Genomic DNA, 15,699 nt, shown 5'->3' with positions numbered 1-15,699 from the left:
AAAAATGCTGGATCAGGCTTACTTATTTAAAATCAAAGCGTTAGGCAAGGTTTTCTAGAATGTTTCACGAAACTTGTTAGCTTGGATCGGGCTAAATCACGTTTTTTGCGTCGCTCGCACGAAGATACCCGCTGCAAGCAAAAAACGTAGCAAATATCACGTAATTTGTAGTGCATTACAATCAACAAGATTGTGAGCAATTGACAAGGCTCGCCGCTCAGGTCATTCTACAGAGATGAAATGCCGCCTTTTCACGATTGCGCTGATTATTAGCACCATTCAACGAATGGTGGGTTAGCGTACGTCTGGCAGCAGTGACAACAACAACCCGCCCCACGAGGCGGGTTTTTTGTTTCCGCCTCCTGGCCAAAACGAAAGTGAAGACAGGAGCCGTCATGCAGGTGCATCAAAGCCGCCCCACCGCCGAAGCCACTGAAGTCGTCAAAGCTACGGATTCCGCAGAGTCTCGACGCGACGAAAACGACTATCTCCGCAAGATTCTCACGGCGCGTGTCTACGACGCCGCCCGCGAAACCGAACTCGAGCGCGCTCCGAACCTCTCGGCGCGTCTGCGCAACGCCGTGTTCCTCAAGCGCGAGGACAACCAGCCGGTGTTCTCCTTCAAGCTGCGCGGCGCCTACAACAAGATGGCGCATCTCTCGCCCGCGCAGCTCGAGCGCGGCGTGATCACCGCCTCGGCGGGCAATCACGCGCAGGGCGTGGCGCTCTCGGCGGCGAAGCTCGGCGTGAAGGCCGTGATCTGCGTGCCGGTGACCACGCCGCAGGTGAAGGTCGATGCCGTGCGCGCCCACGGCGGCGCCACCGTCGAGGTCGTGCAGGCCGGCGAGTCGTACAGCGATGCCTACGCCCACGCCGTGCGCCTGCAGGAAGAACGCGGCCTGACCTTCGTGCATCCGTTCGACGATCCCCACGTGATCGCCGGCCAGGGCACCGTGGCCATGGAGGTGCTGAGCCAGCATCAGGCCCCGATTCACGCGATCTTCGTGCCGATCGGCGGCGGCGGGCTGGCTGCGGGCGTGGCGGCGTACGTAAAAGCCGTGCGCCCCGAGATCAGGGTGATCGGCGTGCAGACCGACGATTCCTGCGCGATGGCGCAGTCGATCAAGGCGGGCAAGCGCGTGGAACTCACCGAAGTCGGGCTGTTCTCCGACGGCACGGCCGTCAAGCTCGTGGGCGAGGAAACCTTCCGCCTGTGCCACCAGTATCTCGACGAAGTGCTCACGGTCGATACGGATGCCCTTTGCGCTGCGATCAAGGACGTCTTCCAGGACACGCGCAGCGTGCTCGAACCCGCAGGCGCACTGGCCGTGGCGGGCGCGAAGCAGTACGCGGAGCGCGAGGGCATCGAGGGGCAGACGCTGGTGGCGATCACCTCGGGCGCGAACATGAACTTCGACCGCATGCGCTTCGTGGCCGAGCGTGCCGAGGTGGGCGAGGCGCGCGAAGCGGTGTTCGCGGTGACGATCCCCGAGGAGCGCGGCAGCTTCAGGCGCTTCTGCGAGCTGGTCGGTACGCGCAGCGTGACCGAGTTCAACTACCGCATCGACGACGCCGAGCGCGCGCACATCTTCGTGGGCGTGCAGATCCGCAACCGCGGCGAGTCGCAGCAGATCGCGAAGACCTTCGTCGATCACGGCTTTCCGAGCGTCGATCTCACGGGCGACGAACTGTCGAAGCAGCACATCCGCTACATGGTGGGCGGACGCTCGCCGCTCGCGCACGACGAACGCCTGTTCCGCTTCGAGTTTCCGGAGCGCCCGGGTGCGCTCATGCGTTTCCTTTCGTCGATGGCGCCGAACTGGAACATCAGTCTGTTCCACTACCGCAACCAGGGCGCCGACTACAGCTCGATTCTGGTGGGCATCCAGGTGCCCGCCGCTGAAGACGCCGAGTTCCGCCGCTTCCTCGCCACGCTCGGTTATCCGCACTGGGAAGAGACGCAAAACCCGGCGTATCGGTTGTTCCTGCAATGAAAATAGTCAGTCGTCCCACCAATCGGGACGTCTGCATCCGAAGCGCATAAAGCGTCGAAAGAGTGCAGGAAAACACCAGGCCCCGCGGCAGAGCGCGTCAGTATACTGGGCCACTGCTGCCGGGCGTGGTCGCCTCGGGAAGATTGGGCGCCGTGCGTCGGACTCACCTGGAGGAAGACAAACATGTTGCGCATCGCTCTTGGCTGTCTGATGGCTCTTTCCACGATCGTCGCCGGCGCGCTGCCCGGCGTGGCGCACGCGGATGCGGCGCATCCCGTCGTCGCGCTGCTGCCCGGCGTCACCGATCCCTTCTACTTCACGATGCATCGCGGCGCCGAGCGCGCGGCGAAGGAAGAAAACATCCAGTTGCTGTTCCAGGTTCCGAAGGCCTGGAACACCACGGAGCAGGTGCCAATCCTCAAGGCGTTCATCGCCAAGCATCCCGACGTGCTGCTCGTCTCGCCCGTCGATAAGCAACAGCTCATCGGCCCGCTCAAGGAAGCCGCCGACGCCGGCATCAAGGTCATCACCGTCGACACCTATATCGGCGACGGCCATTATCAAAGCGGCAAGGGCGACGCCGACTTCCCGCTCTCCTATGTGGCTTCCGACAACCTGGAAGGCGGCCACGTGGCGGCGCGCTCGCTCGCCAAAGCGATCGGCGACAAGGGCACCGTCTATTGCGAGAACAACAAGCCGGGCATTTCCAGCACCGACGCGCGCGCGCAAGGTTTCATGGAAGAGATGAAGAAGCACCCCAACATCAAGGTGCTCGAGACGCAGTACAACGAGGACGACGCCAATCGCGCCGCCTCGCACGTGGCGGCGGTACTCGCGCGCAATCCCGACCTTGCGGGCGTATTCGGCGCCAACACGTTTTCGGGCGCAGGCGCGGCGCAAGGCGTGAAGAACGCGGGCAAGCAGGGCGTGGTGAAGGTCGTCGTGTTCGACGCCGTGCCGGGCATCGACGAGCAGATCAGAAGCGGCCTCGTCGATATCGCCATCGCGCAGCTCCCCGACGAGATGGGCTATGACGCCGTGAAGTTCGCCGCCGACACCATCCACGGCAAGAAGATTCCCACCTACAAGGGCACGGGCTTCGTGGTGCTGGACAAGTCGAATATCGACAAGCCGGAGATGAAGCAGTACATCTACTCGAACTAAGCCGCGCGAACAGAGCCACATGAACGACAAACGACTCGACAGGCTCGCGCTCGTCAGCAAGGTCTGGCCGTGGCTCTTTCTCGGCACGCTGCTCGTCTTCTTCGAGGCGTGGGCGCGCATCTCGGCGCACCGGTCGTTCGTGTTCAACGCGTACAACATGCAGTCGATCGGCCTTGCCGCGAGCGCGCCGTTGTTGCTGGCCATCGGTCAGACCTTCGTGATCATCACCGCGGGCATCGATCTTTCGGTGGGCTTCGTGATGGGGCTCGCGGCGGTGTGCGTCGCACAGTTCACGATTCCCGGCGGCGCATCGCCGTGGATCCTGTTGATGTCGATACCACTCACGGTGCTCGTATGCCTGATTCCGGGCTTCGTGAACGGCGTGTTGATCGCGCGCCTGGGCGTGCCCGCTTTCATCGGCACGCTCGGCATGTATGGGGTCGCGCGCGGCGTGGGCTTTCTCGCTGCGGGCAGCGGCATGACCGTCTCCGTGAACAATCCTGGGCTCGCGTGGCTCGGCAGCGGCTGGACGCCCGTGATCCTCACGGCCGTGCTGCTCGTCATCATGCACTTCGTGCTCTCGCAAACGCGCTTCGGTCAGTACACCTACGCGGTAGGCGGCAATCCGCAGTCGGCGGTGCGCGCGGGCATCAACGTACGTCGTCATCTGTTCGCGATCTATCTGATTGCGGCGGCCTTCGCGGCGGTGGGCGGCATCGTCTACACAGCGCGCTTCGCTGCGGGCGCGGCCAATGCGGGTGAGCCCATGCTGCTCGATTCGATCGCGGCGGTCGTGATCGGCGGCGCGAGTCTCTTTGGCGGGACCGGCAACGTCATCGGCACGCTGATCGGCGCGCTCATCATCGCCGTGATCGAATTCGGGCTCGTGTTCATCGACGTCAACGCGTTCTGGCAATTCATCGTGGTCGGCATCGTCATCATTCTTTCGGTGCTGATCGACCAGTACAAGGATCGGCTCGGAGGCGCGCAATGAGCGATGAGAGCGCCACGCCGATTCTGGAGGCGCGTGATGTCTCGATCCGCTTTGGTGGCGTGGAGGCGCTCAAGCGCGTGTCGTTGCGGCTGATGCCCGGCGAAGTGCTTGCGCTCGCGGGCGACAACGGCGCGGGCAAGTCCACCCTCATCAAGATTCTCTCTGGCGTGTATCGCGCCGATGCGGGCGATCTGCATTTCGAAGGGCGGCCGCTCCAGCTGCGCGATCCGCAGGATGCGCGCTCGCAGGGCATCGAAACCATCTATCAGGATCTCGCGCTCGCCGACAATCTCGACGTGGGCAGCAACATCTTCCTCGGCCGCGAACCCGTGCGACGGCTACTCGGCTTCCAGGTGATCGACCGGCCGCACATGGCGCGGGTGGCGCGCGAAGTGCTCGAGCGGCTCGATATCGTGATTCCGCCGCGCAAGCTCACGGGCCCCGTGAAAATGCTCTCGGGCGGCCAGCGCCAGGCCATTGCGATAGGCCGCGCGATTTACTGGAACGCGCGCGTGCTCATCATGGACGAGCCGACCGCGGCGCTCGGCGTGCCCGAGCAACGCAAGGTGATGGAGTTGATCCGCGGACTCAAGGCGCAGGGCGTGGCCGTGATTCTCATCTCGCACAACCTGCACGATATTTTCGCGGTGGCGGAGCGCATCGTCGTGCTGCGGCGCGGCGAAGTGGCGGGCGAGCGGCGCGTCTCGGAAACCGACGGCGACGAAATCGTGCGGCTGATGGTCGGCGACACGTATTCGAACGGCGCGCACTGAAACCTCGCGTGGTGCGTTCGCCTGCGCGGTGCGAGCATTCGATGGACAATGTCGGCTCGAACCCTCACCGCATTCCTGCTTCCACCATGAACTACCTCGATCCCGCCGAAATCACGAGCTGGCACGCCCACGTCTATTTCGACGCTGCGACGCGCGACGCCGCATGGACCTTGCGCGAGGCGATCGATGCCCGCTTCGGCGAGGTCGTGCAGATCGGCCGCTTTCACGAGCGCCCGGTCGGGCCGCATCCGATGTGGTCGTATCAGCTCGCCATTACGCGAGAGCATTTCACGACGGTCGTCGAATGGCTCACGCTCAATCACGGCGCACTCGACGTGTTCGTGCATCCGAACACCACCGATGCCCTGCGCGATCATCGCGACGCCGCCGTGTGGATCGGCCATTCGCACAGGCTCAATCTCGGCGCGCTCGGCGGCTGATCGCTCTGCGGATTGCGCCGGCCCGTGGCCTGCGGCACGGCGCAATCATCGATACGCCCGCGGGCCTCAGTGCCCGAACGACTCCGTCTTTGCCGCCGACGATCCGCTCATCTGCGGCCGCGCGGCCTGCTTGATGAGCAGTGCGGCGCCGGCAATCAGACCGGCGACGGCAACCGTCGCGAAGATGCCCGCAAACGTGAAGTGCCGGCGCGCGAGTTCGGCCACGAGGAACGAGCCCGCAATGCCGCCGAAGCGCCCGATGCCGAGCATCCAGGCCACGCCGGTGCCGCGCCCCTGGGTGGGATAGAACGCGGCGGCGAGCGCGGGCATCGACGATTGCGCCGTGTTCATCAGCACGCCGGCCACGAACACCACGAGCACGAGCAGGGCCACGTTGCCCGCTGCCTGGCCGATGAGCCACACCGAAAGCGCGGTGAGCACGTAGCACGCGGCGATGATGCGGTTCGCGTTGAAGCGGTCCATCAGCATGCCGCTCAGCACCGCGCCCACGCCGCCGAGCGGGAAGAGTGCCGAAATCAGCGTGGCGCTCGAGGCCGTGAGGCCGGAGTCTTTGAGCAGGAGCGGCATCCAGTTGATCGACGCGTAGAAGATCACGAGCCCCATGAAATACGCGACCCACAGCATCACCGAGCCGACGAGGTACATCGGCGAAAGCACCACGCCGAGGCCCTTGCTTTGCGTCTGCGGCGCGTGCTCCGTCATCGTGAACACCTGCGCCTTGGCGGCATCGGGCGAGATGCGGGCGAGCGCGGCGCGAATACGCTCGACGGGCCGCTGGTTCGCCACCATGTAGCGCACCGATTCCGGCATGCGCAGGAAGAGCGGCACGGCGAGCACGAGCGGCGTCACGCCGCCAAGCATGAGCACGCTGCGCCAGCCGAAATGCGGAATCATCCACGCCGCGAGAAAGCCGCCGCAGGCCGCGCCGAGCGGAAAGCCGCAGAACATCAGATTGATTACGGTGGCGCGGTTCCGGTCGGGGCAGAACTCGCCCATCATCGTGACCGCGTTCGGCATGGCGGCGCCGAGACCCACGCCCGTAATGAAGCGCAGCCACGTGAGTTCGCCGATGCTGGTGGAGAACGCCGAAGCGAGGCAGGTCACGCCGAACAGCAACACCGAGCCGACCAGCATGGCGCGGCGCCCGAGGCGATCGGAAAGCGGTCCGGACACGAGTGCGCCGCAAGCAAGGCCGAAGAGCGCCGCACTCAGCACGGGCGCGAGCGCGGGTTTGGGGATGCCCCATTCGCCGAGCAGCGAAGGCGCGATGAAGCCGATCGCGGCAGTGTCGAAACCGTCGAGCAGGACGATGACGAAGCACATCGCGAAGATGAACCACTGGAACGGCGAGAACGGATGTTCGTTGATGAAGGTCTGGACGTCGACGGCACGCGGCTGGTCCATGGTCTTGTCTCCTGTCGACCGAGGTTGTCGTTGTATCGGCCCGCCGTGGCGAGCCGCTTTTTCTGGTTTGCCTTACAACCCGGAATAGTAACCGCAGCGCGGCGTTTGCTGGAGATCATTATGGGGCGTGGCAGGCGGCCGTCTGCTAGCCTGAAAGCAGCACGGCGAGCACTCGCGTGCCGCAAGCGTGTCGCGTTGCGCGACAAGGAGTGCCAGATGAAGCTTTTCTTCGCCCACGCGGCCATGCTGTGCCTCATGGCAAGCGCGATGCTGGCAGGCGCGCCCAGCCAGGTTTTTGGCCAGCTCGCGCCGAACGACGACCTGCGTACGCCGCAAAACAGCCTCGCGCTCATGCCGGGCGCCCAGCCCGGCAGCGAATACCCGACCCACGGCAATCGCCAGGCCGGCGAGATGCCGGTCGGTCCCACCGATCCGCGCGGGCAACTCGCGAACGGCCACCCGAACAACGCCGAGGCGGGCGGCTACGGCGCGCCGTTGGCGGGCGTGCGCTCGGGTGGGCAGAGCGGCGCCGGCATGTGAGCGACCGACCGCTTCAGATCCACTCGGGTTGCCAGGCAAGCTGGGCTTCGAGTGTTTCGCCGGGCGCGAGCACGGTGCCGCCCACGTCGATGCGCTGCACGGTGCCTTCGTGACGCAGATTGAGCCAGTCCGTCGTGTTGCTGACAGGTTCGGCGCAGAAGTAGGGCAGGCCGGGTGGACAGAAGACCACGAAGAAGTCGAGTGGCGTGCTCGCGCGCAGCGCGAGGCGACGGCCTTCGTGCGGCCATTCGATGACCGCCTCGCGGCGCCAGCCGGAGAAGTTGTTGTCGAGGTCGAAGTCGTCGACGATCAGGCCGGCCTGCAGGGCGTCGACGGCTGGGTGCGCGCTGAGCGAGACCGGCAGCACTTCCGTGTCGATCTCCCACATGGCGCGCACGCGCGCGGCGATACGCGTGCCGGGCGAGCGCGGATAGTACGGGTGATGGCCCAGGCCGAACGGCATGGGCCGCGCGGCCAGGTTGCGTGCCCACAGGCGCACGGTGAGGCCGCTGGCGTCGAGCGTGAGGTGCTGGCGCGCCTCGTAGCGAAACGGCCAACCGGTGCCGACGTGAGAACTGGCCTTGCGCGATCCGTGGGGTCCGTGCGCTTCATGTGACTCGTTCGGCTCGTGCAGGAAGTGCAGCGTGAGCGTATCAGCCGTTTGCGCCTCGACCGTCCAGGGGCGCCGCCATGCGTGGCCATGCAGCGCGTGGCGCAGTGCGCCGGTGCCGCTCGGCAAGTCGATCATCTCGCCTTCGAAGCGGAATCGCCCGTCGCGGATGCGGTTGCAGTACGGCATCAGCGGAAAGCTCGCCATGCCTAGCGGATCGCGCGCGTCGATGGCGGCGCGCGTGGCGGGACGCAGCCAGTGCGACGCAGGGGTGTGGCCGGCCGCGTCGTAGAACGCCGCGATCGAGCCGCCGACGTGCGGCGCGACGAGCGCGCGCGCGTCGCCATGGGCCAGCGTGACGAGTTGGCCGTCGTCGAGCGCGGCGGCGTCGAAGGCGATCTCCGGGGGCGACGAGGGTGTCGGTCGGGCAGTCAAATGAGCGTTCTCCAAGTGCATCGTTTTATTACTAATAAAAGATAATATAGGCGCTGAAATCGCTGATGATGCCGCCAAAAAATGGTGACATGCTCCAATTGATGGCCAAAATTATTAGTGCTACGCTTCGGGCCAACAGCGCGGCCCCGAGCGCGCGCCGCCGCGCCGCGCAGCCCTCCCGCAGTCCCCCTCAGATCCGATGAAAAAATCGACGCAACGCCGCCCGACCATGACCGACATCGCGAAGGCCGCCGGCGTATCGCAATCGACGGTTTCCCTCGTGCTCAACGGCGCGGTCGGCGCCAAGCTTTCCGAAGCGACGCGCCTGAAGGTGCACGAGGTCGCGCAATCGCTTGGCTACCAGTTGCCGATCCGCGCGGTGCAGACGCCCGCCCCCGCAGGCGAGCGCAACCTCATCGTCTATCTCGCCGACGAAGTCTCGACGAGTCCGCATCCGGTCGTGAGCATCGACGGCGCGCGCGACGCCGCCTGGAACAACGGCTGTCTGCTCGCGGTGTTCTCGACGCATGGCAACGCACAGATGGAGCAGCAGGTGCTGCAAACGCTCGCCATGCCCAACGTGCTCGGCGTGATCTACGCGACCGTGTACACGCGCAAGGTCACGGTGCCGCCCGCGCTGCTGAAGGTGCCGGCCGTGCTGCTCAACTGCTACGCGTCCGATCACGCGCTCTCTTCGGTCGTGCCGGCCGAAGTGGCGGGCGGCCATACGGCCACCGAATATCTGATCGAAGCGGGGCACCGGCGCATCGGCTTCATCAATGGCGAAACCTGGCAGGACGCCGCGAAAGACCGTCTGAAGGGCTATCGCCAGGCGCTCGCGACTGCGGACCTGCTGTTCGACGAACGCCTCGTGCGCGACGGCGACTGGAGTTCGGGCAAGGGTTTCGAACTCACGCTCTCGCTCATGCGCGAGCCGAATCCGCCCACCGCGATTTTCTGCGCCAACGACCTGACGGCGATCGGTGCGATCGAAGCGCTCAAACAACTCGGGCTGCGCGTGCCCGAAGACGTTTCCGTAATGGGCTACGACGACCAGGAAATCGCGCGTCACACCCACCCGCCGCTCACCACCGTCGTGCTGCCCAACTACGAGCTTGGGCGCTGGGCCGTCGAGACGCTGCTGCAGGAAGAGCAGAACCGTAGCGCCGGCGCGCCGGTGCGCCACCGCACCGTGAAGCTCGACGGGCCGCTCATCGAACGGACCTCGGTGTGCGCGCCGGACTCTGCTTCCCCCGTGAATACCCTCATTAATATCTCCGAAAATTGACTGGTAATATTAGTTGAAGCAGTGGCCGTAATAATTCGGTGGGGCGCATCGTGGGTCGTGCGTCGTGCTGGATGAATCAAGAAAGACAACAAGAACCGCGGTGGGGCCGATGGCCAGCACCGCCGATGTCATTCATCGCTTTGCGTGAGACCGGAGCCCGTGCTGCCGCATGCGTTCTGGCCGACACAGGAGACAGCCATGCGTCATCAACGAATCCAGTCCGCCCTCATCGCCGCCGGGTTTTGCTTCGCGAGCGCGTTCGCCGCGAGCGCTCACGCGCAGTCCACTGCCGGCGCGCAGAAAGTCCAGTCGAATTCCAGCGAGAGCTGCACGAATGCCAAACCGGGTGGCAAGAAGCTGAGCGACATGGTGGTGGGGTTCTCTCAGTCGGAGAATGAACAGAACCCGTTCCGGGCGACCGAAACCGCCTCGGTTCGCGCAGCGGCGAAGGAAGCGGGCGTGAAGCGTCTCCTGTATACGAACGCGAACGCCAACCAGGCGAAGCAGGTCGCCGACATCGAAAGCATGATCAACCAGGGCGCCGAGGCGCTCATCATTGCGCCCAACGACTCCACAGGCCTGCAGCCCGCGCTCGCCCAGGCGCGCGCGAAGGGCATCCCCGTCGTGACGATCGACCGGCAGACGGCGGGCACGGTGTGCGACGACTTCATCACGTTCCTCGGCTCCGACTTCTACAAGCAGGGCGAGCGCGCGGCGAAGGCGCTGGCAGACGCCACGGGCGGCAACGCGATCATCGCCGAGATCCAGGGCGGCTACGGCAACACGGTGGAAAGCCAGCGCACGGACGGCTTTGCGAACGGCCTCAAGCCCTATCCCGGCATGAAGATCATTGCGGCGCAAACCGCGAACTGGTCGACGACCGAAGCGCAGAAGGTAATGGAGCAGATCCTGCTCGCGCACCCGGACGTCAACGCCGTCTACACCCATGCCGACACGATGACGGTCGGCGCGATCAAGGCGCTGCGCCAGGGCGGCAAGCTCAACGGCGTGAAGATCGTCTCGATCGACGGCACGAAGGAAATCGTCACGGATATTTCGAACGGCGTTGTCGCTGCTGACGTCGAAACGAACCCTCGCTTCGGTCCGCTCGCCTTCAAGTCGCTGGAAGACTATCTCGCGGGCAAGCCGGTGCCGCAAAAGCAGATCATGGATGACGCGCTGTTCGACCGGAACAACGCGCAGCCGTCGCTCGCGCAGGGCAAGGTCTACTGAGCTGCGTCCGCACGATGACGACGAGCGCCCCCGCCGATCGCACCGGTCGCGCCGGTTCCGCCACGGCCACGCCGCGCGCCGTGCTCGAAACGCACGGCGTTTCGAAGACCTTCGGCGTGGTGCGCGCGCTGCGCGACGTCTCACTCACGCTGCGCGCGGGCGAGGTGCACGGCCTCGTGGGCGAGAACGGCGCGGGCAAGTCCACGCTGATCAAGGTCCTCACCGGCTTTCATCAGCCCGACTCGGGCGCGCTCACGCTCGACGGCGCGGACGTCGCGTTCGACAGTCCGCGCGCCGCGCAGGGCGCGGGCGTGTGCGCCGTGTATCAGGAAATCAACCTGATACCGGAGCGCAGCGTGGCCGACAACATCTTTCTGTGCCATGAACCGAAACGCTTCGGCATCCTGATCGACAGGAAGCGCATGCTCGAGCGCGCCGCCGACATCGTGCAGCGTTACCGGCTCGCGGTCGATCCGGCCGCGCGTCTCGGCTCGCTCGGGCTCGGCGCGCAGCAGATGGTGGCGATTGCGCGCGGCGTTTCGCTGGGCGCGCGCGTGCTGATCCTCGACGAACCGACTTCGGCCCTGAGCGGTGCGGAGGTGGACGTGCTGTTCGAAGTCGTCGATCGCCTGCGCGCCGAGGGCATTGCACTGCTGTTCGTGAGCCACCGGCTTTCCGAATGCTACCGGCTGTGCGATCGCTTTACGGTGATGCGCGACGGCGCAGTGGTCCGCACGGGTACGCCCGCAGAACTGCCGCGCGCGGCATTGATCGCGGCCATGCTGGGCCGCGAGAGCGCGGGCGCGCACGCCTGGGCCGAGCGCTCGGGCAGCGCCGATGCCGACGCCACGCCTGCGCTCGCCGTCGACCATTTGCAGTGGGGCAACCGCGTGCGCGACGTGTCGCTGCGCGTGGCCCGCAAGGAGATCGTCGGGCTGGCCGGACTGCTCGGCTCGGGCCGCACAGAAACATTCAAGACGATCTTCGGCGCGCAAAAGGCCGATGGCGGGGAGGTCGATGTCGCTGGCCGCGCGCTCACGCATGCCAACCCGGCGCGCTCGATCGGCCGCGGGCTCGCCTTCCTGTCCGAAGACCGCCGCGCGGAAGGCATCTTTCCACGTCTCTCGGTGCGCGAGAACATCGTCGCAAGCTTGCTGCCGCGCATTTCTCGCTTCGGCTTCATCTCGCGTGCGAAGGAAGCGCAAGTGGTGCGGGACTCGATCGAGCGGCTCGGCATCAAGACGGCCGGCCCCGGCGCACTCATCACGACGCTCTCGGGCGGCAATCAGCAAAAGGCGCTGATCGCGCGCTGCCTTTCTACGCGCCCAACGGTGCTGCTGCTCGACGATCCCACGCGCGGCATCGACGTCGGCGCGAAAGAGGAGGTGCATCGCGTCGTGCAGGAGCTTGCGCAGGAGGGGCTCGCGGTGGTGGTCACATCCTCGGAGATGGAAGAGCTGCTTGCGCTGACCGACCGCCTCGTCGTGCTCAACGAAGGCGCGACCGAGGGCGGCATGCCGACCGCCGGCGCGCATCCCGACGATGTGCTTGCCGTGCTGGCCGGCGCCGGATCCGACGCCAGCGCCGACCACAGCGACGGCACCGCGTGAGCAACCCCGCGCCAATCCCGCCACAATCCACGACAACCGCTCCGATGGCGACCAACCTTGAATCGAACGAGGCAAGCTTGAGCCCCTCGAATCCTTCGAATTCCTCGAGCCGTTCCGTCTCGGCGGCGACCGGCGCCGAGGCGCGCGCGCGGACCTGGCGCGCGGTGCTGCGCGAGCACAGCGTGTACTTCGCACTCGCCGCGCTCGTCGCGTTCAATCTCGCCGTCACGCCCGGCTTCTCGAATCCCTTCGCGGCGCGCAGCCTGCTGTTCGAGGCGGCGCCGATCGTGCTGATCGCGCTGGGCCAGAATCTCGCGATTGCGACGCGCGGCATCGATCTCTCCGTAGGCTCGGTGATGGCGCTCGCCAGCGCGTCAATTGCCGTGTTCCTGCCGTATGGCGTGGGCCCGGCGCTCGTGGGCGCGGTCGCGGTGGGCGCCGTCGTCGGCTTTTGCAACGGGTTCCTCGTCGCGCTGCTGGCCATCGATCCGCTGATCTCGAGCCTCGCCTTGCTGGTCGCCGCGCGCGGGCTTGCGCAGGCGCTGCTGGGTGGCTCGCGCGTGAATCTGCCCGACACACCCGGGTTCGATCTGCTCGGCGCCGCCGCGCTCGGCCCGCTGCCCGTCGTCATGCTGATCGCGCTCGGGCTCGCGGTGGTGGTCGCGTTCGTCGTGCGGCGCACGACCTTCGGGCGCTACGCGATTCTCGTGGGCGCGAGCCGCGGCGCCGCGTTTCTCGCGGGCATTCCGGTGCGGCGCACGCTCTTTCTCGTCTACGCGGTGAGCGGCACGCTTGCCGGACTCGCCGGCGTGTTCGCGTCATCGCGACTTGGCGCGGCGGATCCCAACTATGTGGGTGTGAACTTCGAACTCGATGCGATTGCCGCCTCGGTCATCGGGGGCACGCCGCTTTCGGGCGGACGCATCTCGATCGTCGGCGCGGTGTTCGGTGTGCTGCTGCTCCAGGTGCTCGACGCGAGCTTCATCATGAACAACATCAGCTTCACCTACGCGCAGATCCTCAAGGCGGTGTTCATCGTCGTCGCGCTGTATCTGCAACGCTCGGGAGGCTGACGCGATGCAAAACGCCAAACCAGTGGACGCTCAAACCGCCGCCACGCCGGGCGCCAATCGGCGCGCGCAAGTGATCGCGCTCGTGCAGTCGCGCGGGGCGATCGCGATGCTCGTGGTCGTGGCGCTCGTGGCCGGCATGGTGTTTCCCGACTTCCTGCGCCCCGCGAACCTCGCGGACATCGCGTCGAACGGTGCGTTTCTCGGGCTCGTCGCCGTGGGACAGAGCGTCGTCATCATCCTGGGCGGCTTCGATCTCTCGGTTGGGTCGATGGTCGGACTCGGCACGGTGCTGGCCGCCTATGCCGCGCCCTATGGATGGGGTGCCGCGATGCTCGCGCCCGTGGCAGCGGGTTGCGTCGTCGGTCTGGTGAACGGCGTGCTGATCGCGCGCGCGCGCATGGCGCCGTTCATCGTCACGCTCGCGGCGCTGCTCGGGCTCAAGGGGCTCGCGCTCGTGCTCGCGAGCCAGGATCTGCTGATTGCCAATCCGGGTTTCTTCGCGCGCATCGCCAATGGCTCGGTGTTTGGCGTCAACAATCTGATTTGGGTGCTGGTGGTCGTCTATGCGCTGGGCGGCGCGCTGCTCAACCACACGCGCTTTGGCGCGGCGATCTTTGCGATCGGCGGCAACGAAGAGGCGGCGCGCATGCTGGGCGTGCGCGTGGAGCGCGTGAAGATACTCGCCTATGGATTGTCCGGTGCACTCGCCGGGCTCTCGGGGGCGCTGCTGGCGTCGCACCTGGACTCGGGGTTGTCGGGGGCGGGGACCGGCTACGAACTGCAGTCGATCGCCGCGGCTGTCATCGGCGGCGTGTTGCTCACGGGCGGCGTGGGAACGATGGCCGGACCGCTGGCCGGCGTGTTGCTGCTCGGTGTCATCGACAATGTGATCAATCAGGTCGGCACGCTGAGCCCTTACTATCAAAACCTGGCGAGCGGCGCATTCCTGCTTGCCGCGGTGATCGTGCAGACGGTGCTCACCGGCCGTCGGCACGGCGCCGCGCGGGCTGCGGCGGGCGCGACGCGGCGGCGGGCGGCCGTGGGCTCATAGTGGTCCTGAACTGCGCGGTTGCGGACGCGTTTGGCTGACGGCATGCCTATTGATGTGAAACGATCAGCTTGACGCGCGTCGAGCCATCGGTCTGCGCGGTGATCTCGGTCCGGCTGCCGCGCTGCCCCAGATAGAAGTGCTGGCGGCCAGGCGAGTTCACGTCGTGCGTTGCGTCGGGCAGGCACGAGGCAATGTCGGCGCCTACGCCTTCGAGCGCATTCGTCCCAGATCCGGCGTCGCGCGCGCTCCACACGCACTGAAAACTCCCGCCAGTCGTTGCGCACTGCGCGTCGTCGCCATAGGGTTGCGCGACGGCGTGTCCGTCGTCAGGACTCAGCGACGCGAAATGCTGCGGTGCTGCCGCGACGATGCGCTTGAGCGCCGCGCAGGGGCTCGCGCTGTCGTCCGCGTGAGCGGCCAGGGGGATGCCTGGTATGACAATGGCCGAGCAAAGCGCGAGGATCCGGGTGATCGGTGGGTTCATGGCGTTCCGCTGCGTGAGAGCAGCGCCTCATCGTGGCAGGTGAGGGCAGCACTGCAAGCGGCGTGCCGGGAATAGCCCTTGCAAGGTCGCGTCGGACTACGCATCACGAGGAGAACGCCATGAGGAAGCCGTTCGATCGCATGATGAAAGCGGGCGCATTGCTGGTCGGTCTAACCTTCGCGATGGCGAGCAGCGGCGAATCGCGCAACGAGCAGGAACATGCCTGCCGTGACGATGCATTCCGCTTCTGCGCGAGAGCGATCCCGAACAAGGAGAAGATCGAGGCGTGCATGAAGCAGCACTACGATGAACTCTCGCCGCCGTGCAAGGCGCTGTTCGACCCGCCGACGACGGACGATCCGAAATCGTGAGCGCGAATGCCGCTCAGTGAAAGGAGGAGGCGCGTTGCGCCTCTTTTCAATTAAGTCGATGGGAAGGGCTTGCGGACTCGCGATCGAGGCGATAAGATTCGCCCCCTTCGCAGTTCGATGTCTCCGACGTCAGGGCAGCGAAGGCCGCCGCGGAAACCGGCGGACGCAGGAGTCAGCAAGCTTTTTCAAGCGGTGAGCGAAAAAAAGGGGTTGA

The 15,699-nt window shown here is 65.8% G+C and carries 15 protein-coding genes; 12 read left to right on the top strand and 3 right to left on the bottom strand.

Annotated elements, in window-relative coordinates; all coding sequences use genetic code 11:
• Positions 1 to 395: 395 nt before the first annotated feature.
• From ilvA to AB4Y36_RS24955, 5 genes are all read left to right on the top strand, one after another.
• On the top strand, positions 396 to 1,994 hold the full coding sequence (gene ilvA, locus AB4Y36_RS24975) for a threonine ammonia-lyase, biosynthetic (protein WP_368684404.1): 1,599 nt from the start codon (positions 396 to 398) through the stop codon (positions 1,992 to 1,994).
• Positions 1,995 to 2,177: 183 nt separating this feature from the next.
• Entirely contained in the window at positions 2,178 to 3,158 is a 981-nt protein-coding gene (locus AB4Y36_RS24970) for an ABC transporter substrate-binding protein (RefSeq protein ID WP_069269368.1), read from the top strand.
• Positions 3,159 to 3,177: 19 nt separating this feature from the next.
• Complete coding sequence (locus AB4Y36_RS24965) at positions 3,178 to 4,152, top strand: ribose ABC transporter (RefSeq protein WP_368684403.1); 975 nt, start codon at positions 3,178 to 3,180, stop codon at positions 4,150 to 4,152.
• Positions 4,149 to 4,925, top strand: coding sequence for an ATP-binding cassette domain-containing protein (locus tag AB4Y36_RS24960; protein ID WP_069269366.1), 777 nt, complete (start codon positions 4,149 to 4,151; stop codon positions 4,923 to 4,925). The genes AB4Y36_RS24965 and AB4Y36_RS24960 overlap by 4 nt, the downstream gene beginning before the upstream one ends.
• An 86-nt stretch (positions 4,926 to 5,011) precedes the next feature.
• Complete coding sequence (locus AB4Y36_RS24955; protein ID WP_368684530.1) at positions 5,012 to 5,365, top strand: DOPA 4,5-dioxygenase family protein; 354 nt, start codon at positions 5,012 to 5,014, stop codon at positions 5,363 to 5,365.
• A gap of 66 nt (positions 5,366 to 5,431) precedes the next feature.
• Here the strand turns inward: AB4Y36_RS24955 and AB4Y36_RS24950 are convergent, their stop codons facing one another.
• Entirely contained in the window at positions 5,432 to 6,790 is a 1,359-nt protein-coding gene (locus AB4Y36_RS24950) for an MFS transporter (protein ID WP_368684402.1), read from the bottom strand.
• A 255-nt stretch (positions 6,791 to 7,045) separates the two neighbouring features.
• Here AB4Y36_RS24950 and AB4Y36_RS24945 point away from each other — a divergent pair, with 255 nt between their 5' ends.
• Entirely contained in the window at positions 7,046 to 7,330 is a 285-nt protein-coding gene (locus AB4Y36_RS24945) for a hypothetical protein (protein WP_368662050.1), read from the top strand.
• A gap of 13 nt (positions 7,331 to 7,343) precedes the next feature.
• Here the strand turns inward: AB4Y36_RS24945 and AB4Y36_RS24940 are convergent, their stop codons facing one another.
• Entirely contained in the window at positions 7,344 to 8,375 is a 1,032-nt protein-coding gene (locus tag AB4Y36_RS24940) for an aldose 1-epimerase (protein WP_368607091.1), read from the bottom strand.
• Positions 8,376 to 8,574: 199 nt separating this feature from the next.
• On the opposite strand from AB4Y36_RS24940, the gene AB4Y36_RS24935 reads away from it, so the two are divergent.
• The 5 genes from AB4Y36_RS24935 to AB4Y36_RS24915 all read left to right on the top strand — a co-directional run bounded on the left by AB4Y36_RS24935 (position 8,575) and on the right by AB4Y36_RS24915 (position 14,630).
• Positions 8,575 to 9,663 carry a LacI family DNA-binding transcriptional regulator gene (locus AB4Y36_RS24935; protein ID WP_083245737.1) on the top strand — a complete coding sequence of 363 codons (1,089 nt, stop codon included), beginning with the start codon at positions 8,575 to 8,577 and terminating at the stop codon, positions 9,661 to 9,663.
• Positions 9,664 to 9,861: 198 nt separating this feature from the next.
• A complete protein-coding gene (locus tag AB4Y36_RS24930; RefSeq protein ID WP_368684401.1) occupies positions 9,862 to 10,896 on the top strand; it encodes an ABC transporter substrate-binding protein in 1,035 nt (344 codons plus the stop codon).
• Between the two features lie 14 nt (positions 10,897 to 10,910).
• Positions 10,911 to 12,506 carry a sugar ABC transporter ATP-binding protein gene (locus AB4Y36_RS24925; RefSeq protein ID WP_368684400.1) on the top strand — a complete coding sequence of 532 codons (1,596 nt, stop codon included), beginning with the start codon at positions 10,911 to 10,913 and terminating at the stop codon, positions 12,504 to 12,506.
• A gap of 44 nt (positions 12,507 to 12,550) precedes the next feature.
• Positions 12,551 to 13,579, top strand: coding sequence for an ABC transporter permease (locus AB4Y36_RS24920; protein WP_368610448.1), 1,029 nt, complete (start codon positions 12,551 to 12,553; stop codon positions 13,577 to 13,579).
• A 4-nt stretch (positions 13,580 to 13,583) separates the two neighbouring features.
• The gene (locus tag AB4Y36_RS24915; RefSeq protein WP_368684399.1) at positions 13,584 to 14,630 is read left to right on the top strand and encodes an ABC transporter permease; all 1,047 of its coding nucleotides are present in this window, start codon (positions 13,584 to 13,586) and stop codon (positions 14,628 to 14,630) included.
• Between the two features lie 46 nt (positions 14,631 to 14,676).
• Here AB4Y36_RS24915 and AB4Y36_RS24910 read toward each other — a convergent pair whose 3' ends face one another.
• The gene (locus tag AB4Y36_RS24910; RefSeq protein WP_368684398.1) at positions 14,677 to 15,114 is read right to left on the bottom strand and encodes a hypothetical protein; all 438 of its coding nucleotides are present in this window, start codon (positions 15,112 to 15,114) and stop codon (positions 14,677 to 14,679) included.
• A 140-nt stretch (positions 15,115 to 15,254) separates the two neighbouring features.
• Between AB4Y36_RS24910 and AB4Y36_RS24905 the strand changes: the two genes are divergently transcribed.
• Entirely contained in the window at positions 15,255 to 15,485 is a 231-nt protein-coding gene (locus tag AB4Y36_RS24905) for a hypothetical protein (protein ID WP_368684529.1), read from the top strand.
• Positions 15,486 to 15,699: the final 214 nt, after the last annotated feature.

This window comes from Paraburkholderia sp. BR10936 (assembly GCF_040965735.1).
Taxonomy (GTDB): Bacteria; Pseudomonadota; Gammaproteobacteria; order Burkholderiales; family Burkholderiaceae; genus Paraburkholderia; species Paraburkholderia nodosa_A.
Note: the sequence above shows the minus strand (reverse complement) of the source record. Positions and strands in the feature narration are given on the sequence as shown.

Excerpts from the sequence above, each read along its gene's own strand:
- ilvA (WP_368684404.1), top strand. The coding sequence starts at position 396 with ATGCAGGTGCATCAAAGCCGCCCCACCGCCGAAGCCACTGAAGTCGTC.
- AB4Y36_RS24970 (WP_069269368.1), top strand. The coding sequence starts at position 2,178 with ATGTTGCGCATCGCTCTTGGCTGTCTGATGGCTCTTTCCACGATCGTC.
- AB4Y36_RS24965 (WP_368684403.1), top strand. The coding sequence starts at position 3,178 with ATGAACGACAAACGACTCGACAGGCTCGCGCTCGTCAGCAAGGTCTGG.
- AB4Y36_RS24960 (WP_069269366.1), top strand. The coding sequence starts at position 4,149 with ATGAGCGATGAGAGCGCCACGCCGATTCTGGAGGCGCGTGATGTCTCG.
- AB4Y36_RS24955 (WP_368684530.1), top strand. The coding sequence starts at position 5,012 with ATGAACTACCTCGATCCCGCCGAAATCACGAGCTGGCACGCCCACGTC.
- AB4Y36_RS24950 (WP_368684402.1), bottom strand. The coding sequence starts at position 6,790 with ATGGACCAGCCGCGTGCCGTCGACGTCCAGACCTTCATCAACGAACAT.
- AB4Y36_RS24945 (WP_368662050.1), top strand. The coding sequence starts at position 7,046 with ATGGCAAGCGCGATGCTGGCAGGCGCGCCCAGCCAGGTTTTTGGCCAG.
- AB4Y36_RS24935 (WP_083245737.1), top strand. The coding sequence starts at position 8,575 with ATGAAAAAATCGACGCAACGCCGCCCGACCATGACCGACATCGCGAAG.
- AB4Y36_RS24930 (WP_368684401.1), top strand. The coding sequence starts at position 9,862 with ATGCGTCATCAACGAATCCAGTCCGCCCTCATCGCCGCCGGGTTTTGC.
- AB4Y36_RS24925 (WP_368684400.1), top strand. The coding sequence starts at position 10,911 with ATGACGACGAGCGCCCCCGCCGATCGCACCGGTCGCGCCGGTTCCGCC.
- AB4Y36_RS24920 (WP_368610448.1), top strand. The coding sequence starts at position 12,551 with ATGGCGACCAACCTTGAATCGAACGAGGCAAGCTTGAGCCCCTCGAAT.
- AB4Y36_RS24915 (WP_368684399.1), top strand. The coding sequence starts at position 13,584 with ATGCAAAACGCCAAACCAGTGGACGCTCAAACCGCCGCCACGCCGGGC.
- AB4Y36_RS24910 (WP_368684398.1), bottom strand. The coding sequence starts at position 15,114 with ATGAACCCACCGATCACCCGGATCCTCGCGCTTTGCTCGGCCATTGTC.
- AB4Y36_RS24905 (WP_368684529.1), top strand. The coding sequence starts at position 15,255 with ATGATGAAAGCGGGCGCATTGCTGGTCGGTCTAACCTTCGCGATGGCG.